This is a genomic window from Rossellomorea marisflavi (assembly GCF_022170785.1).
Taxonomy (GTDB): domain Bacteria; phylum Bacillota; class Bacilli; order Bacillales; family Bacillaceae_B; genus Rossellomorea; species Rossellomorea marisflavi_B.
The window spans coordinates 3625392-3651826 of sequence record NZ_CP081870.1 but is presented as its reverse complement, the minus strand read 5'-3'; the positions used below and the strand labels follow the sequence as shown (position 1 = coordinate 3651826).

The window sequence follows — 26435 nt, the reverse complement described above, 5'->3', positions numbered from 1 at the left end:
TAGGTGTTTTTTATTGGTACTGGGCGAGGGAGAAGGAAAGTTCTTTCTTCACTGCTTCTACTAACTCTGGAGGGGAAAGGACTTTCACTTCCCTTCCTGATCTCGTGAGAAGCTTGGCGATAAAAGGAATATCACCAGGATGTATGGTGGATGTAAAGAGTATGCGTCCTTCCTGGTTGATCACCTTTTGTTCTGCCCATAAGTATGAAGACAGATCGGATAGCCCCCTTTCCGTGCATTGAACCATGATTTCCAAATCTCCCGTATTCATGTATTGAGTGAAGTTTTCAAGGGTGACGCCGCCAGTGTCGGCTACCTCGTCTGTCAGCTCTACACCTTCAATCTTTTCCATACTGAACAGATGCACACGATTTGTTTGAATGTCCAACACTACTGCATACCATTTGTTGTTTTTGAATAGGAAACCGACCACCGAGTAAGGGGAAGTTAGGGATCGGCCATGATAATGGATCATGGAGATCTGCTGGGAGAATGAGGCTTGAACCATTTTCTCAAAGTGTGGAATGGTGGATTGTCCACTTCTGTTGAAATACTGGAATTTACCTAAAAACCGATTGATTTCCTCTTTTTGTTCAACCCTTGAATGGCTGATGATTTTGCGATATATCCCGTCATATGTAGCGTTAAATGGGATTGTTGGAAGCTGAGATATGCTTCCTAGGGCAAAGAGAAGGGCAAGCAGCTCCTGTGGAGTAAGATCGATCTTCGTTAAGCCCCTTTCGTGTATGATGCAATACCCGCCATGCTGACCGCTTTCGCTATAGAATGGAACACCAAGATCCTCGAGATCTCTCATATCCCGAAGTGCCGTGCTTTTGGAAATGTTGAATTCTGCCATCAAATCAGCCAACGTGAAATGATGAACCTCATTCATGTAATGGATCATATGATACAATCGAGTAGATTTTTTCACTGTCATCCTCCCAACGGTGCCGGAAACTGACACCGATCAGTTCTATACTGTCAGTATACCGAAAAGGAGGACATGAATCATGACATTCGACGTATCACCTTATGTACTTATGACAAGCCAGGCAGAAGAAGCAAGAGAGTTTTATGAAGACATATTTGGTGCCGAAACACGATACATCCAACGAATAAGCGATAGACCTGAAAGTGCGAAGATCCGCATCGCGCAAAATTTACTGAATCGGATCGACCAAGCCGTCCTCTCGTTCGGAAACATCACTTTAATGCTTGCTGATGATACGGAAGGATTACCCGTTTCACCAGGTAGTCATATTTCCTTATGTCTTACATTTGAAACGGTGGAAGAAGCCAAGGGGATATATGACAAAATGGTGAGTAGCGGAGCAGAGATCCTAAAGCCTTTCACTCCGGAGTTTTATACGGAAGGATATGGGTTCGTGAGGGATCCATTTGGCGTTTCATTCCACGTGTTTACTAAACGAAAAGAGTAAGAGAGAAGGGCGTGGCTATCCATGCCCTTCTTCCCATTTGTAAACAATTTGTAAATTATATGTTGTAAAATTCAGATAGTTTTGTATAATAAATGTAATCGAATAGGACTGGGAAGAGACTTTGAGAAGAAGCCCAAATGATGACCCTTAAAATGTAAGGGTTTACATTGGTGCGTCTTCTCTTTTTCTTTGCCCGGAAACTCGAAAAAACAAAATAGGGGGATTTCAAGATGAAAAAATCACTATCGGTCGTGGCTTCCATGATCCTGGCAGGAAGCCTGCTTGCAGGTTGCGCAGGAGAGAAGAGTTCCGGTGATGGAGACGGCAAAACGGGACAGATTACGTTCTATTCTCCGGAAACACCGGATATGACGAAGGAACTCGGTCAAAAATTCGAGGAACTACACGGTGGTTCCGTTGACGTCCAGTATGCGGGTACGAACGTACTGGTGAACCGGATGATGGCGGAAAAGGATAATCCCCAAGGGGACGTATGGTATGGAGGCGGGGGAATCCTTCCGTTTGAAGCGGCAGCCGATAAAGGGATCATCGGTTCCTACATTCCTGATTTCGCCAAGGATTGGGACACAGTGGAAGACGGGATCAAGGTGAAGCATGAAGATGGCAAGTATGTGGGTACGGAAATCTTCGTTCTCGGATTTGCTTATAATACAGAGCTGGTATCGGAGGAAGAAGCGCCGAAGACATGGGATGACCTTCTTGATCCGAAGTGGAAAGGAAAGATTCAGTTCTCCAACCCGGCTGCATCGGGAACGGCAACCCTCATGGTGCTGAATCAGATGATGCAACGTGGGGAGAAAGAGGGCTGGGAGTACTTCGAAAAGCTTGTAGATCAGGCAAACTCCATGCCGGATTCAGGTTCCGCTCCTACGAAAGCGGTTTCAATGGGTGAAGCCCATATCGGAGTCGGCTTTGACTTCATGGCTTACGAGCAGAAAGCAAAAGGGGAAAGCGTCGATTTCGTCGTTCCGGATAAAACACCGATCCTGACGAACCCTGTATCCATCGTCGAAGGCGGACCGAATCCCGATGGCGGCAAAAAGCTCATGGATTTCCTTCTTTCCAAGGATGGTCAGCAGATCCTTGCCAACTGGTATCATATCCCGATCAACCCTGAAGTGGAGTCCAAGACCCCTCTTACACTTGAAAAAGTTAAACCGCATGCCGTCGATCTTGATATCGACTGGGTGAATGACAACTACGATCGCGTAAGGAATGAATGGAAAGATAAGTTTCAGTAATACACAAAAATAGGGGATGAGATAAGAATGGGTTCAGTCAAAGTGACACAACTAACAAAAGAATTTTCTGGCGTGCATGCGCTTAAAAACGTCAACCTTGATATCCAGGAGGGGGAATTCTTCGCCCTCCTCGGCCCTTCGGGGTGCGGGAAGACGACGACGATGCGCTGTATTGCAGGATTTGAACAGCCGACATCCGGCATCATCACCATTGGACAAAAAGAGGTGAACCGCATCCCGCCTAACCAGCGGAACTGCGGGATGGTGTTCCAGAGCTACGCCTTGTTCCCCCACATGAATGTGTTTGAAAATGTCGCCTACAGCCTCAACATCAAACAGCTGAACGCGAGCAATGTAGCCGCGAAGCTCCCGATCTACTTGCGGCTCTTAAACCGGAAATTCGGCCGCTATCCGAAAGCCATGGAGCAAAAGGTCATGGAGATCCTAGAATACGTAGAGCTCGACAAGCATGCGAATCGTCTGACGAGCGAGCTGTCCGGTGGTCAGCAGCAGCGTGTCGCCCTTGCCCGCGCCCTGGTCATGGAGCCGGCGGTCCTCCTTATGGATGAGCCGCTTTCAAACCTTGACCAAAAGCTTCGCCATTCCATGCGGAATACGATCCGTCGCATCCAGCAGGACCTTGGCATAACGACGATCTTCGTTACCCATGATCAGGAGGAAGCCATGAGCATGGCGGACAGGGTCGCGGTCATGGACAGTGGGGAAGTGAAACAGATCGGGACACCCATCGAGCTCTACAGCAGGCCTTCGACTCCCTTCATTGCGAATTTTGTCGGTACGTCGAACGTCATGAAAGGCACCGTCGTGGATACGGAAAACGGCTATTCGGTCGTGAAGGGTGCAGGCTATGTGCTGAAATCGACCCACCGCGTGGACCATAAAGAGGTCAATGTCATCGTACGTCCGGAAAATATCAACACCTTCAAGCCTGGGACCATCACAAGTGAAACGACAAACATCATCGAAGGGAAAGTGCTCGTCTCCACCTACCTTGGGTCCATCGTCCGCTACGATGTTCAGGTCGATGAGTATCAGCTTGTCGTGGACACGACCTTCGTGCCGGGTGAACCGATACTTGCTGAAGGGGAAATGATCCAGCTCACCATCGATCCTGAAAGGGTGCTTCTCATATGAAGGGACGGTGGAATGGACTAAGCGTCGTCAAAATCTTGATCTATCTTTTCTTTGGTGTCTTCCTGATCCTTCCGCTTCTGTCGGTGTTCCTTGTCAGCTTCACGGGGCAGCCCGTTAACCTGCTGGGCTCCATTACGGATCCGGCGATCTTCAGTTCCACGGTAGAGAAGTTCAAGGCCGTGTCCCTTGAAAACTATGAAAAGATCTTCACGAATAAAACGTATTTCTCGGCGGTTAAAAACAGCCTGGGACTCGCCGTCCTGGTGGCATTGATTGTCATTGTCATGTGCATACCGATCGCCTATGGGATTGCACGGACGACGATGCCGCTCAAGAAGACGATCTCGGCACTCTGTACGATCCCCCTCATCGTTCCGACGTTCATCTCGGCGTATGCCGTGATCATCATGTTCGGCCGGTCGGGGTGGGTGACGTACCTCTATCAGAAGCTTGGCGGGGAAGGGATGCTGATCGACCCTTATTCCATGGCCGGTATCGTTCTGGTCCAGGTGTTTTTCTTTTTCCCGTATGCCCTATGGCCCATGGTGGCAGCATTCAAGGTGAGTGATATCTCCCTTGAGGAGGCGTCATTGAATCTGGGGGCCAAGAACTGGTTCACCTTCATTTTCGTGACGTTCCCCCTTGCAATACCAGGGGTGATCTCGAGTGCGCTCCTGATCTTCACGGTTTCGTTCTCCGATTTCGGGACGCCGATCATTCTTGCGCCGAAAGAGATGAACCTCCTTGTCGTGGAAGCGTACCGGGAAATCGCCGGATTCTTCAACTGGGGCGGAGCTGCGATCTTGACGGTGATCATGGTCCTCGTGGCGGCCTTCTTCTTCTGGCTGCAGCATCTGTTCACGAAGGGGAAGAACTATGGCTCCGTTTCAGGGAAACCGAAGCAGCAGAAGCTGAATGATTCAAAGGGATTGACGCGCACGCTTTCCGTTTATTCTTTCGTACTCGTCCTATTCCCGCTTCTTGCCATGCTGTCGATTCTTATGCAGTCCCTTGCAACCACATGGGGGAAGAATCCTTTGCCGAACGGCTATACCCTTGATCACTATAAGACGATTTTTACGAGTTCCCTCGGGAATATCCAGAATAGTATCGTCTTGGCTCTCGGAGCCCTTGTCTTGAGTGTGATCATCGCGACGTTCGTCTCGTATTTCGTCGTCAGGCAGAATTCCAACAAGCTTGATTTCATGACGTCGATTCCCCTTGTGGTACCAGGGATCGCATTCGGGATCGCCCTGATCCAGACGTTTAATACGGCTCCTCTCCATCTAACTGGTACTGCGGTCCTTCTCATCGTCGCCTATACGATCCGGAGGTTGCCGTACATGGTGCGATCCACGATGGGGACGATGAGGGCCATCAAGCAGGATATCGAGGAAGCGGCCGTGAATCTCGGAGCGACTCCGTTGACGGCGGCTGTCACGATCATCGGTCCGCTGATGCTTCCGGGTATTGCAGCAGGTTCGATCCTCGTTTTCATCACCGTTATCAAGGAAACGAGTATATCTATATTACTGGCCCCGGCCGATTGGGCGCCTATGAGTCTGGCAATCTTCCAGAATATCCTGAGAGGGGAATATTACACGGCGGCAGCGATGTCTGTGGTGCTCGTCATCATCGTCCTCCTGCTCCAGGCAATAGCCAATCGCATGTCGAAAAATCAACTGTAGGACGGTGAAGGTAGAACGTGACTAGAGGATTTATATTTGATTTGGATGGAACGGTGTATTTGGATGAAGAAATGATCGAAGGGGCGGCAGACGCCATCGCCGCCCTGAAACAACGGGGCGATAAGGTCGTCTTCCTTACGAATAAATCCATCTCCACAAGGATGGATTATGTGCAGAAGCTGCGGAAGCTCGGGATCGAAGTGGAGCTTGATGAAGTGATCAATTCCAATTTCATCACGGCAAAGTTTCTGAAGGATGCACTGGAGTCGGGGGAAGCGGCGCTTGTCATCGGGGAAAAGCCCCTGTTGGATGAACTGGAGGAGGAAGGGATCACCCTCACCCAGGATGCAGGACAGGCGAAGTTCGTCGTCCTCGGATGGGACCGGGAGTTCAGCTATGAAAAAATCAATCTGGCTTTTCAGGCATGGCTCAATAAGGCGAGGATCATCGCAACGAATCCTGACAGGACCTGTCCCGTGCTCGGCGGACAGATTCCTGATTGCGGGGCGATGATCGGGGCCCTTGAGGGTGTGACGGGTGAGAGGATCGAATCCATCACGGGCAAACCGTCGAAATGGATGGCCGAATACGTGGTCTCTCAAGTGTTGAAGCTGGATGCGGCCGACTGTTACATGGTCGGGGACCGCCTTGAGACGGATATCAGGATGGGGATCGAGAACGGATTGCAATCGGTCCTTGTGCTCACCGGGGTAACAAATAAAGAAATGTTAACAAAATCTTCATATCAGCCTTCATATGTGCTTGATAGCATTAAGGAGATCGTGAATCTATAAGTCGAATTTCCACATATTCGGGTCACCGGATGAGACAGCCAGGGCACCGGCTTCAAGGGCATCGAGGATATCTTTCTTCTCCTGGATGAGTCCCCCGACGATAAGGGGGAGCTTGAGCTGGTGCGACAGCTGGTCGATCACACGCGGCATGAGTCCCGGTAGCACTTCAACAGCATCGGGTTTACACGACTTGATCATTTCAATTCCTTTTTGAAGGGCGCCCCTATCAATGAGGAAGATGCGCTGGATCGTCACGAGTCCTTCATCTTTGGCATAGCGGATCATATTGGTTTTAGTCGAGATGATGCCCGTCGGATTCCAGACGTCGGCGACGAATTTCACCGCTCCCTTCGTATTGGACAACCCCTCGATGAAATCGAGGTGGATAAAGATATACATATTGGCTTCTTTCAATTTCTCTATATAGGGTTTGACCGTCAGGATATCCCCAATCAATAGAAAGGCGATGTTCGCCGAGCTCCGGATCGCTTTATCAATATCCTTTTCTTCTTTGATGGAAGCGATGATCTGAGACTCTACCATGTTTACAATTTCCAAAGAAGTCACACCCAGTCGTATTAAGAATTATCTGTCTATTTTCCTATTTGAAGTGTACCATATTTCCCCCTTAATGCAACATACCCGAACGAAAGGAGGTGGGGTGCGGCCCTTTGGATCAGTCCGTCTATCAGTCTAGTAAAACCAATCATGGGAGGGAGTTTTACACGTGAAGAAATTATTCAGTACAATGGCCGTTTCCACATTGGCATTGGGCTTATTTGCCCCTGTCCAGACCAATTCCGTACAAGCAGCAAGCCCGGTTCTATTGGAAGAGGATTTTGATGATATCGCGAATGGCCGTTTGCCCGATGGATGGAAGCTCTTAGAAGGACAAGGGGCCGTCCAGGACGGGAAGCTCGTCCTGAATTCCTCCGCCACCTCGAAGCCTGCAAGGGTCGTCGTTCCTTTGGAAGAAGATGAAGGGGACTATGTATTCGAAGCGGACGTGACGTTCCAGTCGGCCGTGGAGGATAAGCGGTGGGCATCGCTCATGTACCGAATCCAAAACGAGAACTATCCATATTATCAGTTTGCCGTGCGCCGGGGTACTTCCGACGTGAATGGCCTGGAATTCGCAGAGCGGACACCGGCTGATAAATGGCTGGTGCCGGAGCGTAACTTTTACACTGAAAATATGGAATATGGGAAGACGTACCGGTTGAAAGTGGTCGCAAGCGGAAACCGCGTCCAGCAGTATGTCAACGGGCAGCTGGTCATCGATACAGACCAAGCGGGGAAATACCTCAATGGAGACGTCGGGTTCCAGACGAGCGGTTCGAAGGTCGAATACGATAATGTGAAACTGACTTCATTCGAAGGAGAGCTGCCACCTGTAGACGGTGAAGGGGCGCTCCTGCCTCAGGAAGCACAAACATCCATGATCAACGCCCCTACTATCATCAACGGGGAGGGTGTCGACGTACCGCATGATGAGACGGCTTCCGCCCTGATCAAAGTGGATGGGGACGTAGGCAATCTGAAAGGAAACGGAAAGGATCTTCGAAGCGTCCTGATGACGCTCAAAGGAAAGAAAATCCCGGTGTTACATATGGAAAAGGGTGGCCTTGAAGAATCCGTCGTCGATTTACTCAATGATTTGTCCATCAGTGATGTCCATGTCGTGTCCAGTCAGACGGGGATCATTGAAGCAGTGAAAGACCTGAACCCGAGGATCCGTGGGGGACTCTATTATGATCAACGTCATCTCAATAAACAGGATTTGAAGAAGATTGTTCAGGATGTCCATAAGAGTGAAAGCAAGATGGTCATGATCCCACAGGGTGTCCTGACGGAAGAAGGCATGTATTATCTTCATAACCGGATGGTTGCCGTGTGGGGAGTAGGCGGGGATACAATGGCGTCGACACATGAGCTTATTCACCTTGGCGTCGACGGGATCGTCACGAACGCACCTGAGCTTGCCGTGAAGGCATTCGGTCAGTATCCGGATCAGACGATCGTTCAACGGCCGATGGTGGCTGCCCATCGCGGTGTGCCGTCCCTTGCTCCTGAGAACACCATGGCCGGGTACCGTCTCGCGTATGAGCTCGGTGCCGATCAGATCGAGACCGATGTGCAACGCACGAAAGACGGTCACCTCGTGGTCATCCATGATGAAACGGTGGATCGGACCACGAGCGGAACGGGTGCCGTCAAGGATCTGACCCTTGCAGAAATAAAGGCACTCGATGCCGGAATCAAATTCGATGAGAAATTTGCCGGCGAAAAGGTACCGACCTTCAAGGAATATCTTCAGGAGTTCAAAGGCAAGAATGTCATGCTCCTTGTAGAGTTGAAAGCCCATGATGTTGAGGAGCAGACGATTCAGGAGATCAAGGAAGAAGGCATGATGGATCAGGTGGTCCTTCAAAGCTTCTACCTCGACAGCATGCAGCGCTCCAATGAACTGGCTCCTGAGCTGCCTGGAGGATATCTGTTTTCTTCAGCCGTCCCGGGCACCCTGCAGGAAAAGCTGAAGAATGCGAAGAAGCTCGTGGATTACGGAACGATCAACGATGTGACGCTTAATTCCAGTTATGGTTCCCTGTACAAAGAGTTCATTCAATACATGAGGCAGCGTGGGATGCTGAGCATGCACTGGACGTTCCGTGCCGAGCCTCCGTTTGCCGATAAGCTGAAAGACGGACTCATCGGACCGATTACGGACTACACACAATGGCTGACGGAATCGCCTGTACAGCTTGAACTGCCGATCAAAAAGGTGAACCTGAAAGAAGGAAAATCACGAACCATCCATGCAAAAGCACGCGTCAGCTACCGTGTAGCCGATCGTGAGAAGATCGAGACCGAACTATTCGTCGCCGAAGGGAATGGAGTCGTCAAGGTCAACGGCAATACGATTGAAGCCATCGCCCCTGGAAAGGCACAAGTATTCGCCAAGCATACGTTCACGATGCTCGGGGAAGAGTGGAATGTGGTGTCTGAGCCGATTGAGGTGACGGTGAAGTAAGGATATGAAAGCAAGAAGGAGGTCGGGACAAAATTAACCAGGTCCCATTTAATGAATAGCACAATCAGTGTAGGTTCTTTATACCGCCCATGATTTCCGTGCAAGACTTCGCTTTCCGCGGGTAGCCCGTGAGCCTCCTCGGCAAGCCTGCGGGGTCTCACATTAGCTACTCTTCCAGCAGGAGTCTACGTCTTGCACTCCAATCAACCGCTGGAGACAATGAAATGTCATGTTCATGGGATAAATAAAAAACCCGAATTCATTCACCTACGATCAGGTGATGAATTCGGGTTTTACTATGACTAAAACACGGTTGTCTAAGCCTCTTTTCCTATTAAATGTTTTCCTGTTTCAATCCATCGATGATGTTCTGTTTCTTGATCTTCCCTGTGGAATAGAGCATGGCGGATCCCACGATTGCGAAGATGGCAACGACCACGAACAGCACGCTCATCCAAGGAGGGGAGAAGCTGTATTCAAACGATTCATTCAGGGCCATATGCATGAGGTACATGGCTGCGAACCCGATTGGTAGACCGTAAAGGAGCGATTTCAAGCCGTAGAAGATGCTCTCATAATGGATCATCTTATTGAAGCCCTTCGGCGTCATGCCCACAGATTTTAGCATGGCGAACTCACGCTTCCGGAGTGAGATGCTTGTCGAGATCGTATTGAAGATATTCGCGATCGAAATGGCTGAAATCAGAGTGATGAATCCGTAGGCGAAGATGGAGACCAGAAGGGAGAACTGTTCGTTTTCTTCCTTCATTTGCGTGATGTTAAATACCTCAACGTCTCCGCTTTTCGACTCATCGATCGCCTCCTGGGTTGCGGAAGGATCAGAGCTGTTCAGATAAAGGAAAGGGATGGAATTAGTTGAGCCGGTTTCCTTTTGGATTTTCTGAAGTGTATCACGGCTCATGATCAGGTTTAGCCCATAACCGACTCTGATTCCCATTGGTGCCTCTTCGGCTTCTCCGTCGATATTAATGGATCCAACTTTTTCATCTTCCTCACCGTTGAAGTCATACAAGTCCAGCTTCTTTGTTTTTTGAAGATCCAGTGCTTCCGATTGATAGAATTTGCGATCTGATCCCTGATATTTAAGCATGTTGATTACAACAACCCCGTCAGGATCGACTTTACTACCGGTTTTTTTGAGGTAGTCCTTGAAATCTTCCTCGTCAAGGCCATGCAGCTGGAGGTTGTACGCATACTTCCCGTCATTTAGGTTCGCATGGTAATCAGGATCTTTCTTTAATGCCGATGGAACGTCCTTACTGGTTAGCCAGCTTTGGAACGAGACATATTCCAATAAGACGGAATCTGTGACGTTTTCCGCATTCACAAATGGCTTCAGGCTTTCAAGGTTGTTGGATGGACCGGTGAGTTGTATGTCAAAATCATAGTTTTCCTGTGTCATTCCCGCTGATTTCTTGATGTTGTCAGTGAAAAACGATACCGAGAGAAACAACATGATGGAGATGACGAGTGAGAATACAGTAGCGATGTATCGCTTCTTGTTCCGTTTCAGATTTTTCAACCCGATTTCTCCCTCGATGCCAAACAATTTTCGGGTGAGTTTAGATGTTTTCACGCTACGACCGCTCATTTTTACATCCTGTGTTTGCCTGATCGCGTCAATGGCTGATACCTTCGACGCTCTCCTCGCAGGAATCAATGTGGAGATGAAAATGGTAATAATCGAGACTGCACATGCTGCAAGGATGGAAAATGGAGTAATGGAAACAGATATTTTTAATCCGTCTGCAAATACGTTCGTCAAAGTGGTATTCATGAACCAGAAGGTTACGGCCATACCACCAATTCCGGCAATCAGGCCAATCGGGATGGAAATCAAGCCGATGATAGCCCCTTCAAAGAAGACGGAGTTTCGTTTCTGGATCTTTGTGGCACCGACGCTTGAGAGCATTCCAAGGTGGCGGGCACGCTCCGAAACGCTGATAGCAAAAGCGTTATAGATCAAAGCGACGGAGCCGATCAGGATGATTCCAACAATGATGGAAGCCATTCCAAAAAGTGTCGCATTAAGGTTGTCGTTATTCGAAACCCCGTAATAGCGCAGAAGCTCGTGGTTGAACTCAACGGTCGTGATGTCATGTTTTTTTGCGAAGGCTTTTGCATCATCAAAGAGATTTTTGCTCAACTTTTTCTCCGTTATAAACGCCGTGCTTTCTGCCTGCTTATCGTCCAAGAAGCTGATCACCGTATATCCCGGGGCCCATGGGTATTCCCAATCAGGTTTATCAATGGTACCGACAATCGTGTACGAGGCTTTTTCCTTAGTCCGGAAATCCTCCTCGTCTCCATTGAACGAATTGTCCTGATAGAGAGTCATATCGTCCATTAACCGGTCACCGAGTTCGACTGATAATGGATCACCGATTTTAAGTTTGTTGTTTTTCTGGTTCAGGATCTCCTGTGAAACCACGACTTCCCCATCATTCTTAGGAAAGCGTCCATCTTTCAGCTTAATAGGCATTTCCTTCAGGCCTTTTTTATCCAATGAGGTGAAGAATAAGTACGGCTTGGTTGCGTTGGGGGGATCCTGAATTTTCGAATACCCCAGGTCTTTTCGAAGAAAAACACTATCCGTATTCTCTGCACTTTTAATGGCATCCAGCTGCTCCTGGTTAAGGTTTTTGTACTGGACGTGCCATTCTCCGCCTTTATTGATGTTATCCTGCTTCATGAGATCAAGGAAGGAGACGAACAGAGTCGAGACGGCGGTCACCATGGCGACGGAGATGATGACACCGATGATGGTGACCATGGTCCTGCGCTTGTTTTCTTTCAAATGTCTGAGGGTCAGTTTGTTTATGATATTCATGGACGGAGAACCTCATCTTTGGAGATCTTGCCGTCTTCAATAGAGATGACGCGGTCCGCCTGCATGGCGATGCGCTCATCATGGGTGATGACGATCAGCGTCTGTTTGTAGGTCTTGTTGAACATTTTGAGGAGTTCCATGATCTCCTCGGAGTTCTTGCTGTCAAGGTTCCCCGTCGGCTCATCGGCAAGCATGAGAGCCGGGTTGCTGATGAGGGCCCGGCCGATGGACACACGCTGCTGTTGTCCACCGGATAGCTGATTCGGCAGGTGGCCGAGCCTTTCGGTCAATCCGAGTCTGGTTGTAATGTCATTGAGTTGCTTCGGATCCACTTTCTGCTTATCAAGAAGCATTGGAAGTGTGATATTTTCTTCCACCGACAGGATCGGGATCAAATTGTAGAACTGATAGATGAGCCCGATCTGCCTCCTTCTGAATATGGCAAGCTGGGTTTCGTTCAGGCTGTACATATCGGTGTCGTTGACGAGGACGCGTCCCGAGCTTGGGCGATCGACTCCGCCGAGCATGTGAAGTAGCGTCGATTTACCAGAACCAGACGGTCCGATGATGACCACGAATTCCCCTTGTTTCACTGTGAAGGAAACGTTGTCGAGGGCTTTGACCGCCGTTTCCCCTTTTCCGTACACTTTAGACAGATTTTCAATTTGTAAGATATTCACGAATGGTACCTCCAGTTGGTTGATGCTTTCAGTATATCTGCCTAAAATGACTTTTCCGTGACTGTGAAAGTGACAATTCTGTCACCTGACTAAATGGTATGTTTATAAACCTTGAGGGAGAAAGTCGTTCCCGCTGGGCTGGTTGATACTTCAATGTCACCGTCTTGGTTCTTCATGATGCTGTAGGCCATGGCAAGGCCGATTCCGACGCTGTCTTCCGTGGCATTCTTTCCCCGGTAGAAGCGCTTGAAGATATGGGGGAGGTCTTCCTTCGGGATCCCGCTGCCTTGATCAGTGATGGTGATTTCAGTGAAAAGGGCATTTTCCTGAGAGGCGATGGTGATACGTCCTCCCTCTGATGAGTGCTCGATGCTGTTTTTCAATATATTGATGATGGCTTCCTTCGTCCAGTTCCCGTCTCCAACAAATGAGGCCGGTCCGTCTTCAATCTGAAGTGTTACGTCCTTGATCTCCATGGGGATGAGAAGAGGGTCCACGGCATCCCGTATGAGGGAAGACACGTCCACATTCTCCTTCTTGAAGCGTGCCGTTCCCGCATCGATCTTTGAGAGTTTCAATAGGGAGGAGACGAGCCATTCGATCCGTTCAAGCTGGACCTGGATACGGCGTGTGAATTCCCGGCGTTTTCCTTCATCCAAGCCCGGATCCCTCAACAGGTCGGACATGACCATCATGGAGGTGAGGGGTGTTTTAAGCTGATGGGAAATATCCGAGATGGCATCGGTCAGTTTGAGCTTGTCTTCCTGGAGCCGTGAGCTGTTTTCCGATAGTCGGAGTGTCACCTTGTACATATCGGACTTCAGGATGCTGAGCTCTCCCTCATGGTTGTCCCGAACGTCGAGGGAGTAGTCTCCATTTGATATCTTTCGAAGGTAGTCGGAAAGCTTCCCGATTTCCCTGTAGCGCCAGGCTGTGTAAAGCATGAAGCTTGTGATGAGTAGGAGGGAGGTGACGGCTGTGACCACAGACGCTTGCAGACTTATGTAAGATGCGCAAATTGTTCCGATGACGGCGATGATCACGATCGTTACAAGGAACACCCGTATTTCTTTATTCCTCAGCATCAGCGGTCTCCTGCCTTATAGCCCATTCCACGGATCGTCTTGATGATGCCGGGGTTCTGCGGGTCGTCTTCCAGTTTTTCACGCAACCGTTTGATGTAGACGGTGAGGGTGTTATCGTTGACGAAATCACCAGCCACATCCCAGATCTTCTCAAGGAGCTGTGTACGCGTGAGCACCTGATCCTTGTGCTGGGCAAAAATCAGAAGGAGCCGGTACTCGAGGGCCGTCAGCTGGATTTCTTCGCCGCCCTTATATACTTTGCCTTCAGCCGGAAGGATCTTGATGTCGCCGAGTGTGAAATGGGCAGGCGTCTGCTTATCGTAGCGGCGTAGGACCGACTTGATCCGTGACATGAGTTCCCTGACACGGAATGGCTTTGTGATGTAATCATCTGCTCCCATATCAAGACCCATGACCACATTGACTTCTTCGTCCATTGCCGTCAGGAAGATCACCGGTTTATCGGTCTTTTTCTTTACGAGGGAGCACAGGTCATAGCCGCTCCCGTCGGGTAGGGACAAATCAAAGAGGAACAGATCAATCTCTGTCCAGCGGGTGTTGATCATGTCCTCAGCGGCAGCCACATTATGGCAAACAAATGTGCCGAATTGCTCGTTCTGCAGGGAGTATTCGAGTCCTGCTGCAATCGTCTTATCGTCTTCAACTAATAGGATGTTCATAGTGACCTCCGGATCAATGATGATGTAAGCCTATCATATGGAAAATGGCAGGCTTCGTCAAAGTGTTGGCAGCATGAAGAGGGACCAATCATTGGCGAAAATGAGCAAACATTTCGAAAGGACCAAAAATAATTCAAGCCTAATCTTAAAGTAAAGGTAACGCTTACATGGTTTCTATAGGTATGAATGGTAGTTGACACCCAACCAAATACCCATTATTATCTCATATAGATGAAATCTTCTAAAATTATATAGTATTCAAATTATCAAGAGCGACCGAGGGATCAGGCCCTATGACGTCCGGCAACCTCCATATGGAACGGTGCTAATTCCTGCAGGATGGTTTTCATTCTGAGAGATAAGTCGATGATCGATATGCGATGCTTCTTTCAGCTGAAAGAGGCATTTTTTATTGGAAAAAAGAGGTGAAGCGCAATGATCGAGATCAACCATCTTGTGAAAGAGTATAAAACGAAAAAGCAAACTGTGATCGGCGTCAATGACGTTTCCGTCAAGATTGAAAAGGGAGAAATCTTTGGAATCGTCGGGTATAGCGGAGCTGGGAAAAGCTCCCTCATCCGCTGCTTGAATCTGTTGGAGAGACCTACTTCAGGTGAGGTCATCATCGACGGATTGGACTTTACGAAGCTGTCTCCGCGCGAGCTCAGATCGGCAAGGCAGAAGACGAGCATGATCTTCCAGCATTTCCACCTGATCAAGGCAAAGACGGTCTACGGCAATCTGGCATTTGCCCTGAAAGCGGCCAAGGTGCCAAAGGCTGAGATCCGGCCGCGTGTGGAAGAGCTTCTCGCCATGGTCGGTCTATCGGATAAGGCAGATGCCTATCCCGCTCAGCTGAGCGGAGGTCAAAAGCAGCGCGTCGGGATTGCCCGGGCCCTTGCGAACAATCCATCTGTCCTCCTGTGCGACGAAGCAACGTCCGCCCTCGACCCGAATACCACAAGGTCGATCTTGAAATTATTGAAGAAGCTGAACGAAGAGCTCGGACTGACCATCGTCCTCATCACCCATGAGATGGAAGTCGTCAAGGAGATTTGCGACCGGATGGCCGTGATGCAGGATGGCCGGATCATTGAAGAAGGTCCCGTATATGACCTCTTCTCGAATCCGAAGGAGCCACTGACCAGGCAGTTCATCGAGACGATCCTTCAGTTCGACCTGCCAGATCACTTGGCGAAAGCAAGGAAAGGGACCTTGATCAAGATCCAATTCAAAGGCTCCATTGCAGAAGAAAGCGTCGTATCCGATGTCTTCCAGCGGTACCACGTGAAAGGGAACATCCTTCACGGGAAGATCGAATACATCCAGGAAGTGCCACTCGGGATCTTCATCATGGAATTGATCGGAGAACGCGCCGAAATCGATGCCGCCATCGAATTCATTACCCAGCGTACGCAAAGTCTGGAGGTGCTTGAAGATGCTGCCTGAAGCCATCATTGACATCTTGCCGGATCTGAATCAGGCATTTTTAGAAACATTGTATATGGTGGGGATATCCCTGTTGATTGCCGTTATCATCGGACTTCCCCTCGGAGTGCTTCTTTTCACAACGGATAAGGGGCTGTTCCTCGAAAACCGCTTCGTGAAATCCATCGTTGGATTCATTGTGAATATGGTCCGGTCGGTCCCGTTCATCATCCTTCTGGTGGCGCTCCTTCCTCTGACGAAGATCCTCACAGGGGATGTGATCGGACCGACGGCTGCTTCAGTCTCCCTATCCGTCGCTGGAATTCCGTTCTTCGCCAGGATCGTCGAAACCGCACTGAAGGAAATCGACAAGGGCGTCATTGAAGCATCTGTATCCGTCGGGGCGAGCCCGTGGATGATCATCAAGGATGTGCTTCTTCCGGAAGCCAAACCAGCTGTCATCCAGGGCGTCACCATCACGGCGATTTCCCTTATCGCATACTCCGCCATGGCGGGTACAATCGGCGGGGGAGGGGTCGGTGACCTTGCCATCCGGTTCGGATATTACCGATATGACAACACGGTCATGTTCACGACGGTGGTCGTCTTGATCTGTCTTGTACAAGTCATCCAATATGCCGGCGACATTTTCGCCAAAGCAGTAGACAAACGATAGATAATGGAGGAAACACAATGAAAAAATGGACATTACTACTCGGCCTTGCCATCGCAGTCAGCCTCATGGCGGCGTGCGGCAACAGCAGCGACAAAAAAGATGAAAAAGACATCACTATCGGAGCCACAACCGGACCTTACAGCGATATGGTGACAAAAGCCATCAAGCCGGGTCTTGAAGAAAAAGGCTATAAAGTGACGGTCAAGGAATTCAATGATTACATCCAGCCGAATAATGCATTGGCACAGGGTGATCTTGATGCCAACCTGTTCCAGCATAAGATCTACATGGAAAACTTTGCGAAAGAAAACAAGATCGAGCTTTCCGAGCTGATTTCCGTTCCTACGGCTCCGATGGGCATTTATTCTGATAAGTTTGATTCCATCGACAGCATCAAGGAAGGAAGCCAAATCACAATTCCGAACGATCCTACGAATGCGGCACGTGCGTTCCAGATCCTTGCCGATGCGAAGCTGATCACGTTGAAGTCGGACAGCAATCCGCTGACGGTTTCGGAGAAGGATATCGAGACGAATGCGAAGAATTTGAAGTTCAAGGCGATTGAAGCTGCTCAGCTTCCACGTACGGTGGATAGTGTCGATTTGGCGGCTGTGCCTGGGAACTTTGCTCTTGCGGCGGATATGGATCTGCTTGATGCGCTTCAGCTTGAGAATATGCCGGATGAGTACCGCAACCGGGTGGTTGTGAATACGGATGATAAGGATACACAGGTGTCTAAGGATATCAAGGCGGTTGTGGAGTCGGATGAGTTTGAGAAAGTGATTGATGATGAGTTTAAAGGGTTCGGGAAACCGGATTGGATGGAATGAGTTTTGGGAGTGTGGCCTTTTAGGTCATGCTCTTTTTTTGTTTTTGGATGGAACCCTAATGGCTAAGGGTCCGTGCCTTTCCGCTGCGGTGGGCTGCTTTCCGCGGGGAGGGCGTTGAGCCTCCTCGTGCCTGTGGGGTCTCCCCGCTCCTCCTTTTCCGCAGGAGTCAGCCCCCCTCCGCTGCAAGGCACTCTGTGCAGGAGATGAGCATGTAGGGGTTTTTGATTGGAAGGTATCCGTTCCGTTCCCCTCTTTTTATGGAAAGGGATGGTGGTTGGAAGGGTCCGTGCCTTTTCGCTACGGTGGGCTGCTTTCCGCGGGGAGGGCGTTGAGCCTCCTCGTGCCTGCGGGGTCTCCCCGCTCCTCCTTTTCCGCAGGAGTCAGCCCCCCTCCGCTGCAAGGCACTCTGTGCGGGTGATGAGCATGTAGTTTTCTGAATGGTGTATATCCATTTCCCCCCTTTCTTTTTTGGGGTAGGATAGTTGTTGGAGTGGTGCGTGTCTTTATATAGTTCTATTTCAATAGATAGAAAAAAACAGGATGTACGGCTGCACGTCCTGTTTGCTGGCTTTCAGTCTGTTTCAAGGTTTTTGTTTTTCTTGTAGGAGACGGTGAGTGAGCTTATGTCGATCAAGAAGAGCAGGGTCATGAAGATGAGGGCGAGGCCCGCGGTTTCGATGATGGTGGACCATCCATGGTGCTCGGTAGCGGTGGCATAGATCAGGTTGAACAGGATGAAGAATATGATGGAGCGGAAGGTGATGTGCTTCATCTGTTTTTTGTATTGCTGTGATGTGAAGATGTCCGCGTACTCTATGCCTGAAAGGATGTAGCGGAGGAGAGGATAGAGGATCAGGACGGCTGCTATGATCAGGAATGATTTTTCTGATGCAAGCGCACGTATGCTTGTCAAGCGAGTCAATGCTGCCCCGATCAATGTCGTTAGAAAAGCGATGACGGCCGCTTCTGCTAAAAATGATAACAATCTCTTTTGTTTGTATTCATCCTCTGGTAAAAACATTGTCAACCAACTCATTGTTCATCATCCTCCCAAAATAATTCGTCCAGTGTCTTTCCTACGGCTTTGCATATGGCGAGACAGAGCTGAAGGCTTGGATTGTACGATCCCTTTTCAATCAGGCCGATTGTCTGTCGTGTCGCATTAACCCGCCTGGCAAGCTCTGCCTGTGTCATTCCTTTCTCCATTCTGGCCTCCTTGACCTTTGTTTTCATTGCTTCACCTCAAATGTAATATATATATTGCTTTATGTAAGATATATATTACATTGTTGAAGTGGAAAAAACAACAAAAATAATTTTATCTGGTTGTGATTTCAGTTTGGGAGACTTCTTTTACTAGAGGAGGGAGGAAACTAAATCTCATCACATCCTGGGAGGGAATGAACCAATACTTATTCATGATCTGAAATAAACACTTCTACCTAAGGACGACGAGAGTGAAACGTTCAGAAGCTTGTATTTCTACTTACGGAATACCAAATTTGTAAAGAAGTCTTACCAAATGTAAGACTATTTCACTAAAAAAACACAATTGAATATGAAGGATTTATAAACCAATCGTCTCATTTTTGTTAATCTTTTCATTATTCCTTAATCTTCGACAGAAAAATGATATATTAAATGGGAAACTTGGTATGTTCCGCTCAAACCATGCGGGAGGAAAGGATCGGTGGTGGGTTGCCGGACCTATATGCAGAGAGAGAATCGGGTTCATCGGCAAAAGGAATGTAGATGAAAGAAAGCGCTTACATTTTTGGAGGTACAGGGTTATTCGAGGGTAGGTTTATTGAAATGGGCACATAATGACGATATCAGCTCATTTCCGATTGTTGAATTCGGAGGAGGAAAGAAATAGTGAAAACCATGAAAAAGCCATTATTCGCTTTGATGACCGTTTTTGTCATGTTGATTGCCATGCTTCCTGCCGCAGCTGGTGCAGCCGGCACCATGACGGTACAGGAAGCCATCGATAACAACACAGGCAACGGAACGGTCACTGGATACATCGTGGGTCACACGATATCTGGTTCCAATTATAATACGAAAGCTCCTTTCAGTAATGATTTCAATATTGCCATAGCCGATTCGGCAAATGAGACGGATCCAGCGAAGATTTTGCCGGTACAGCTTCCAAGCTCATTCCGCGCGCAGTTCGGTCTGCAGACCAACCCGGATATGATCGGCGAAAAAATCGTCGTGACGGGTCAGCTTACAGCCTATTTCAACGTACCCGGGCTGAAAAACCCGACGGCCATCACCGTTGATGGTGCGGAGCCGGGAGAACCCGATCCGTTCGAAGGGATCGAAGGACTTCGTATCCATGACATCCAAGGTGAAAGTCATACGTCCCCTTACAACCTCAAGAACGTCAAAGAGGTAGAAGGAATCGTCACTCACGTCGTGGATGGAAGCAATTTCTACATGCAAGATGATCAGCCTGATGATAACGAGAAGACATCTGAAGGGATCTTGGTCTATAAACCGTCCCACGGAGTCCGTACAGGAGATGCCGTGAAGGTTGACGGACAGGTGAAAGAATGGGTCCTTGATGGCTATGCGGAAAAGCTTCAAACCGACCTTACCACGACAGAAATCAATTCCCAAAACGGGAATGTCGTTGTCCAATCTTCTGGTAACGAGCTTCCTGAAGCTCTAGTGATCGGCAAGGATATCTTCCCTCCGACAGATGTCATAGACAGTGACGGTCTGGAAGAATTCAACCCTGATGTGGATGCCATCGATTTCTATGAAAGCATTGAAGGCATGCGCATTTCCCTTGAAGACCCAACGGTTACAGGACCTCAGAAGTACGGTGAACTTCCGGTCATCACCGAACAGGTGGAAGGGAAGAACTATACCAAAGAAGGTGCTCCGCTCCTGACAGCGGACAATCAGAATCCTGAAAGAATGTTCATCCAGCTTCAAGACCGCAATTTCGTAGCGAAGACAGGGGATCAGTTCGAAGGTACTGTGACGGGTGTTGTAAGCTACAGCTTCAGCAACTTCAAGATCCTTGTGAATGATGATGAGCTCCCTGCTCTGAACGAGCGTGAGTTCACTCTTGAAACAACGACGATTGAAAAAGATGATGAGAAGTTGACGATTGCTTCGTACAATATCGAAAACTTTGACGCGTCAGATGCCACAAAACGTGACAAACTGGCGAAATCCATGGTCGAAAATCTTGGTTCTCCTGACATCATCGGTCTTGTGGAAGTACTCGATGACAGCGGAACGAAAGATGACGGTACAGTGAAAGCTGATGGAAACTATAAAGCACTGAGCGATGCTTCTGTTAAGTTTGGCGGCCCTGCTTATGAGTGGACGGAAATCGCTCCACAGGACAAGCAGGACGGAGGGGTTCCTGGAGGGAATATCCGTGTAGGGTATCTCTACAACCCTGAGCGCGTAACCCTGGCAGAAGGTGAAAAAGGAGATCAAACGACTGCAGTGGGATATGAGGACGGCTCCCTTACGCTTAATCCTGGTCGTATCGATCCGACGAACGATGCATTCCGCAGCAGCCGTAAATCCCTTGCAGCACAGTTCGATTTCAACGGTGAAGACGTAATCGTCATCGCCAATCATTTCAACTCCAAAGGTGGGGACGAGCCATTGTTCGGACGCAACCAGCCTCCGACCCTTGGAAGTGAAACGCAACGCTTGAAGATTGCAGAAGTCATCAACGGCTTCGTGTCAGATATCGAATCGAAGAATGAAGATGCAAACGTGGTCGTCCTTGGCGACTTGAACGACTTTGAATTCTCAGCACCGCTTCAAAAGCTTAAAGGGGAAGAGCTCACGAACTTGATCGAGACCCTTCCTGCAAATGAGCGCTATACGTATTCGTATCAAGGAAATGCACAAGTGCTTGATCACATGCTCGTGTCGAATCGCCTCGCTGATCAAGCCGAGTTTGACATCGTCAACTTCAACTCTCCTTATATGGAAGAGCATGGACGAGCAAGCGATCATGATGCCCTGGTGGCACAGCTTGACCTGAATGCCCAGCAAGAACCGGAAGAGCCGAAGGACTTTGATCTATCGATTCTTCATACGAATGACAGCCATGCTCATGTGGAGCAATACCCACGCCTTGTGACGGCACTGGATGATCTTCGTAAACCGAATTCCCTCCTGGTGGATGCAGGGGATGTATTCTCCGGCACGCTTTATTTCCGCCAGTATCTTGGTCTGGCAGATCTATCGTTCATGAACGACCTGAATTTCGATGCCATGACATTCGGTAACCATGAATTTGATAAAGATTCAAACATCCTGGCCAATTTCATTAAAGAAATGAAATTCCCGATGGTTTCATCAAACGTAAATGTGACAGCCGATAAGGATCTGTCCCCGCTTTACAAAGATGAAATCGGTGACCCGGCTGAAGGTGGGAAGATCTACCCTGCCATCATCAAGGAAATCGACGGTGAGAAGGTCGGAATCTTCGGATTGACAACGCCTGACACCTCTTTCCTTGCCAACCCGAGTGAAGACATCGTATTCGAGGATGTCGTGGAATCTTCCAATGCGACGATCTCCATGCTCCAAGAAGAAGGTGTGAATAAAATTGTCGTCCTATCCCACCTTGGATACGGACCTGATCAGGATCTTGCAGAAGAAGTGGATGGCATCGATGTAATCGTCGGTGGTCACTCCCACACAGCTTTGAAAGAACCAACATTCGTTGAAAAGGATGAGCCTACACTGATCGTGCAGACTGGAGAATACTTGAACAATATCGGTAATCTCGATGTCACGTTCGATCCTGACGGTGTCATCAAGGAATACAAAGGCGAGCTTGTCCCACTTGCCAATTACGAAAAAGACCCTGAAGCAGAAGCAAAAGTACAAGAGTTCAAAGCACCTCTTGATGAGCTTATGTCTGAGGTTGTCGGTTCAAGTGACGTTCCTTTGAATGGAGAACGCGCTGACGTCCGTACGAAGGAAACGAACCTTGGAAATCTGATTACCGATGGAATGGTGGCCAAAGCCAACGAATCCGTGAAGACTCATATCGCCTTCCAAAATGGTGGGGGAATCAGGGCGTCAATCGGTGAAGGAGATATCACGCTCGGTGATGTTTTGACCACCCTGCCTTTCGGCAACAACCTGGTCGCGATTGACCTGACTGGAGAAGAAATCAAGCAGGCACTCGAGCATAGCGTAAGCGCCGTCGAGTCCGGCGAAGGTCGCTTCCTGCAGGTTTCAGGAATCAAATTCAAGTATGATGTGAATCAGCCTGTTGGAGAGCGTGTATGGTCTGTTGATGTGAAAACAGACAACGGATTCGAAAAGCTTGATCCAGCAGCGATGTACACAGTGGCAACAAATGCGTTCACAGCAGATGGTGGAGACGGATATTCCATGCTGAAGGAAGCAAAAGACGATGGACGCATGACGGAGCTGTTCCAAGTGGACTTCGAAGTCATGACAGAATACCTTGAGAAGAACAGTCCGGTTTCACCGGAGCTCGAAGACCGCATCGTACAAGAGGTCAAGCAAGATAATCCGGGTGACGGCGGCGGTGATGATGGAGACGGTGACGACGACGGCCACGGAGGCTGGGGAGATCAGATCCGTGACATCATCAAGAAATTGAAAAACTGGCTCTGCAAGCTCTTAGGAGTATGCGGCAGACCATAATAGAAAAAGGACCCTTGCAAGCATTATATGCTTCGCAAGGGTCCTTTTTTTGTATGAATAGCGTATTAAACGCCAGGGAACCAGCCTGGAGTATTCAAGACGGCATTCCAGAGTGGATCCGGGATGACGAGTTCTTTTTGTTTTTCTTTATCGATTTCCGTGATGATCTCATTCTCGCGACCTTCTTCGATCTTTTGAACCCAGTCAGGATCGATGATGAGCTCGCGTCCGATCGCTAGAAGCGGTACATCGGTCTGGAACGCTTTATACGCATCCTCTGCTGAATAGATGGAACCTACGCCGATAAGGGGCGCACGGTCACCGATGGTTTCAAGCAGGTAGTCGATCCGAGTTTTCTCAAGATCATCCACTCCGCTGCGCGGCGTAGAGAAGAAGTCGAAGAGTGATACGTGGAGATAATCAAGCTCTTTATCCGCCAGGGCATCGACAAGCTTCAAGGTTTCACCCATGGTGAAGCCGTTCTCTTCAGGTTCTTCAGGAGAGAAGCGGTAGCCGACAAGGAATGGAGAAGTGGCATGCTCATCCACGATACTCTTGATTTTATCTACGACTGCAAGGGGGAATGCCATGCGGTTTTCAAGGCTTCCACCAAATTGATCTTCACGCTGATTTGTCATCGGAGAGAAGAACTGGTGAAGAAGGTATCCGTTCGCACCGTGGATTTCGACTCCGTCGTATCCGGCTTCAATGGCACGGCGTGTTGTTTCACCGAATGCTTCGATGATTTCTTCGATTTCACCTTGAGATAGACCGCGGGCTTTTTTCTCGCCTTTTTCGCCTGTGATGTCACTGGCACTCACGACGTCGCCGTCAACAAGTTCCGGTGGACATTGAATGCCGCCGTGGAAGATTTGCAGGATGGCTTTGGCGCCTTGTTCCTTGATGCCTTTAGCAAGACGCTCAAGGCTTGGGATCATGTCATCTGAATGACCGGCGAATTCGCCTGGGAACCCTTTTCCGTTCGGTGTTACATTGGTGCAGGCTGTGATGACCATGCTGACGCCTTGTGAGCGGCGGGCGTAATAGTCGACTTCTGCATCTGTCACGTTGCCGTTATCATCGGAAGAGAAGTTCGTCATTGGCGCCATGATCACGCGGTTTTTGAGTTCGATTCCGTTTTTGAATGTATATGGAGATAGCAGTTCTTTGAATTTTTCGTTCATGTGGTTTTGCCTCCTTCATTTGGTACGGGACTAATCATAGTGGATGGACGGGGTGTTTGACTAATAATCTGCTTGGGTTAGTGGTTGGAAGGTTTTGTGTTGTAGGGGAATAGGCGGGTTGTCTTTTTGATTAGACCTGGATATTTGTAACCTACCTTCTCATTAGGTTTGGAGGGGAGAAGGGGCGTTCCGTTTCGCTACGGCCGTCCGCTTTCCATGGGGCGTGCGGTGAGCCGCTTCGGCTGCGCCTGCAGGGTCTCACCCTGCCCGCTATTCCCATAGGAGTCGGGTGGCCTCCGCTGCACTGCACTGTGTAGATTTGGATGGGTGATTGCTGTCTGATATCCACCTTTTTATTAGGTTTGGAGGGGAGAAGGGGCGTTCCGTTTCGCTGCGGCCGTCCGCTTTCCTGCGGGGTGGACGGTGAGCCGCTTCAGCTGCGCTTGCATGGTCTCGCCTGCCCATTATTCCCGCGGGAGTCGGTCGTCCTCTTCTGCACTGTGTGCTTATTAAGGCGTGATAGCTAATGTTAATGGGAAAGATCACTTCATTATGATGGTAAGTAGAGGTAGCGATCCTGTTTATCAGGTCAGGCTAAAGTTCAACTGAATGACTCTATAGTCAGATCGAATATCACCTTGACTAAAACCACAGAGTGTAGCGAAAAGGAACGGACTAAATACAAACCGCTCACTCATAAAAATAACAGTCCTAGTGTTTACCAAAGTAGATGAACACAAAAAAACAAGCTACCGGCATTCGGCAGCTTGTTCGTCATTCCATTTAGATTGCAGCTGTTTCTTTCTCACGCTCGATAACAGCGAGGCGTTCTGCCACTTCTTCTTCTGTCATACCGAATTCTTGTACATAACGGTTTTCAGGATGTGTGCGGCATTCGTGAGAGCAGCTTCTCATATATTTGTGCTCATTTTCTTCAGAGCAGATAATTTTTTGGTTACATGGCGGGTACGCACAGTTGACGTAGCGTTCACATGGTTCTCCGTCGTAGAAGTCGCGGGCGATGACCACGTGCTCTTTGCGGTTGACCGGTACGGAGATACGCTCATCGAATACGTAAAGCTGGCCGTCCCATAGGTCACCCTGCACTTCTGGATCCTGACCGTATGTCACGATGCCTCCGTGAAGCTGTGCAACGTCTTCGAATCCTTCTTTTAGAAGCCATCCGGAGAATTTCTCACAGCGGATTCCGCCTGTGCAATAGGTGATGATCTTTTTATCCATGAACTTTTCTTTGTTATCGCGGATCCATTGCGGAAGATCGCGGAAGTTGCGGATATCCGGGCGGATTGCGCCTCTGAAATGTCCAAGGTCATATTCATAGTCATTCCGTGCGTCGAGGACGATGGTGTCTTCACGCTGGATTTGTTCGTAGAATTCTTTCGGCTCAAGGTACTGGCCGGTAAGTTTATTCGGATCTACATCATCTTCAAGGCGAAGGGTAACAAGTTCTTTACGGTATTTCACTTTCAATTTCTTGAACGCGTGGCCGTCTGTTTCTTCAATCTTGAAGACCGTATCTTTGAAACGGGGATCGTTTTTCATGTACTCCATATAGGCGTCAGTCTGTTCAACTGTACCGGAGCATGTTCCGTTGATTCCTTCTTCTGAAATCAGGATGCGTCCGAGCAGTCCGATTTCTTCACATTTGGCTTTGTGCTGAGGAGCGTATGCCTCTGCATCTTCTACCTGAGTATAGTTGTAATACAGTAAAACACGATAGTCGTTCATTTTTATTCCACCTGTCGATTAATATTTGCAAGATATAATCTTAGGATTTCTTCCTTATTACTCTTACGATTGTCTATTATAACAAATTTTTTATAAAATGCATCATCCATTGAAGAGAATCGTCAGGAAACGGTGGATTTTAATGGTACAGTTCGGTGACTTTGTATTGAAACTTGTCTGTCTTTTTGAAAGAATGAACGTAGAGGAAAATTCTACATTAGGGGATGACG

General features: G+C 48.8%; 20 protein-coding genes and 1 riboswitch. Of the genes, 10 read left to right on the top strand and 10 right to left on the bottom strand.

Annotated features, from left to right (window positions below; genetic code table 11):
• Positions 1–10: 10 nt before the first annotated feature.
• Entirely contained in the window at positions 11–934 is a 924-nt protein-coding gene (locus K6T23_RS19020; RefSeq protein ID WP_238282661.1) for a helix-turn-helix transcriptional regulator, read from the bottom strand.
• Between the two features lie 79 nt (positions 935–1013).
• Between K6T23_RS19020 and K6T23_RS19015 the strand changes: the two genes are divergently transcribed.
• The 5 genes from K6T23_RS19015 to K6T23_RS18995 all read left to right on the top strand — a co-directional run bounded on the left by K6T23_RS19015 (position 1014) and on the right by K6T23_RS18995 (position 6341).
• Positions 1014–1442 (top strand): VOC family protein, encoded by a 429-nt coding sequence (locus K6T23_RS19015; RefSeq protein WP_238282651.1) that lies wholly within the window; start codon positions 1014–1016, stop codon positions 1440–1442.
• A 230-nt stretch (positions 1443–1672) separates the two neighbouring features.
• On the top strand, positions 1673–2704 hold the full coding sequence (locus K6T23_RS19010) for an ABC transporter substrate-binding protein (protein ID WP_079515447.1): 1032 nt from the start codon (positions 1673–1675) through the stop codon (positions 2702–2704).
• Positions 2705–2731: 27 nt separating this feature from the next.
• Positions 2732–3859: an ABC transporter ATP-binding protein gene (locus K6T23_RS19005; protein WP_238282649.1), complete on the top strand. Its 1128-nt coding sequence runs from the start codon at positions 2732–2734 to the stop codon at positions 3857–3859.
• Positions 3856–5547, top strand: coding sequence for an ABC transporter permease (locus K6T23_RS19000; protein ID WP_148794310.1), 1692 nt, complete (start codon positions 3856–3858; stop codon positions 5545–5547). Before K6T23_RS19005 ends, K6T23_RS19000 begins: the two co-directional genes overlap by 4 nt.
• A 17-nt stretch (positions 5548–5564) precedes the next feature.
• A complete protein-coding gene (locus K6T23_RS18995; RefSeq protein ID WP_056540151.1) occupies positions 5565–6341 on the top strand; it encodes an HAD-IIA family hydrolase in 777 nt (258 codons plus the stop codon).
• On the opposite strand, the gene K6T23_RS18990 is transcribed toward K6T23_RS18995, so the two are convergent.
• Complete coding sequence (locus tag K6T23_RS18990; protein ID WP_238282647.1) at positions 6336–6908, bottom strand: glycerol-3-phosphate responsive antiterminator; 573 nt, start codon at positions 6906–6908, stop codon at positions 6336–6338. The two genes, K6T23_RS18995 and K6T23_RS18990, sit on opposite strands and share 6 nt — an antisense overlap.
• Before the next feature lie 160 nt (positions 6909–7068).
• Here K6T23_RS18990 and K6T23_RS18985 point away from each other — a divergent pair, with 160 nt between their 5' ends.
• A complete protein-coding gene (locus K6T23_RS18985) occupies positions 7069–9372 on the top strand; it encodes a glycerophosphodiester phosphodiesterase family protein (RefSeq protein ID WP_238282645.1) in 2304 nt (767 codons plus the stop codon).
• Between the two features lie 334 nt (positions 9373–9706).
• On the opposite strand, the gene K6T23_RS18980 is transcribed toward K6T23_RS18985, so the two are convergent.
• The 4 genes from K6T23_RS18980 to K6T23_RS18965 all read right to left on the bottom strand — a co-directional run bounded on the left by K6T23_RS18980 (position 9707) and on the right by K6T23_RS18965 (position 14668).
• Complete coding sequence (locus tag K6T23_RS18980; protein WP_238282643.1) at positions 9707–12223, bottom strand: FtsX-like permease family protein; 2517 nt, start codon at positions 12221–12223, stop codon at positions 9707–9709.
• On the bottom strand, positions 12220–12903 hold the full coding sequence (locus tag K6T23_RS18975) for an ABC transporter ATP-binding protein (RefSeq protein WP_048015859.1): 684 nt from the start codon (positions 12901–12903) through the stop codon (positions 12220–12222). The genes K6T23_RS18980 and K6T23_RS18975 overlap by 4 nt, the downstream gene beginning before the upstream one ends.
• An 89-nt stretch (positions 12904–12992) precedes the next feature.
• On the bottom strand, positions 12993–13988 hold the full coding sequence (locus K6T23_RS18970) for a sensor histidine kinase (RefSeq protein WP_238282642.1): 996 nt from the start codon (positions 13986–13988) through the stop codon (positions 12993–12995).
• Positions 13988–14668 (bottom strand): response regulator transcription factor, encoded by a 681-nt coding sequence (locus tag K6T23_RS18965; protein WP_079515455.1) that lies wholly within the window; start codon positions 14666–14668, stop codon positions 13988–13990. Before K6T23_RS18965 ends, K6T23_RS18970 begins: the two co-directional genes overlap by 1 nt.
• 260 nt (positions 14669–14928) lie before the next feature.
• A riboswitch (SAM riboswitch) is annotated at positions 14929–15033 on the top strand.
• 70 nt (positions 15034–15103) lie between these two features.
• Here K6T23_RS18965 and K6T23_RS18960 point away from each other — a divergent pair.
• From K6T23_RS18960 to K6T23_RS18950, 3 genes are read left to right on the top strand one after another with little or no spacing between them, the layout of a single operon-like run.
• Entirely contained in the window at positions 15104–16117 is a 1014-nt protein-coding gene (locus K6T23_RS18960; protein WP_048006549.1) for a methionine ABC transporter ATP-binding protein, read from the top strand.
• On the top strand, positions 16107–16772 hold the full coding sequence (locus K6T23_RS18955; RefSeq protein ID WP_056540170.1) for a methionine ABC transporter permease: 666 nt from the start codon (positions 16107–16109) through the stop codon (positions 16770–16772). Before K6T23_RS18960 ends, K6T23_RS18955 begins: the two co-directional genes overlap by 11 nt.
• A gap of 17 nt (positions 16773–16789) precedes the next feature.
• Positions 16790–17602 carry a MetQ/NlpA family ABC transporter substrate-binding protein gene (locus K6T23_RS18950; RefSeq protein WP_238282640.1) on the top strand — a complete coding sequence of 271 codons (813 nt, stop codon included), beginning with the start codon at positions 16790–16792 and terminating at the stop codon, positions 17600–17602.
• 571 nt (positions 17603–18173) lie between these two features.
• Here the strand turns inward: K6T23_RS18950 and K6T23_RS18945 are convergent.
• Together K6T23_RS18945 and K6T23_RS18940 are read right to left on the bottom strand one after the other, a co-directional pair.
• Positions 18174–18638 (bottom strand): hypothetical protein, encoded by a 465-nt coding sequence (locus tag K6T23_RS18945; RefSeq protein WP_238282630.1) that lies wholly within the window; start codon positions 18636–18638, stop codon positions 18174–18176.
• Complete coding sequence (locus tag K6T23_RS18940; RefSeq protein WP_056540185.1) at positions 18635–18835, bottom strand: helix-turn-helix transcriptional regulator; 201 nt, start codon at positions 18833–18835, stop codon at positions 18635–18637. Before K6T23_RS18940 ends, K6T23_RS18945 begins: the two co-directional genes overlap by 4 nt.
• 651 nt (positions 18836–19486) lie before the next feature.
• Between K6T23_RS18940 and K6T23_RS18935 the strand changes: the two genes are divergently transcribed.
• On the top strand, positions 19487–23272 hold the full coding sequence (locus tag K6T23_RS18935; RefSeq protein WP_238284473.1) for a 5'-nucleotidase C-terminal domain-containing protein: 3786 nt from the start codon (positions 19487–19489) through the stop codon (positions 23270–23272).
• Positions 23273–23337: 65 nt separating this feature from the next.
• Here the strand turns inward: K6T23_RS18935 and K6T23_RS18930 are convergent, their stop codons facing one another.
• Positions 23338–24456 (bottom strand): NADH-dependent flavin oxidoreductase, encoded by a 1119-nt coding sequence (locus tag K6T23_RS18930; RefSeq protein ID WP_238282628.1) that lies wholly within the window; start codon positions 24454–24456, stop codon positions 23338–23340.
• Between the two features lie 783 nt (positions 24457–25239).
• Positions 25240–26205: an oxygen-dependent tRNA uridine(34) hydroxylase TrhO gene (gene trhO / locus K6T23_RS18925; RefSeq protein ID WP_056540194.1), complete on the bottom strand. Its 966-nt coding sequence runs from the start codon at positions 26203–26205 to the stop codon at positions 25240–25242.
• Positions 26206–26435 lie beyond the last annotated feature (230 nt).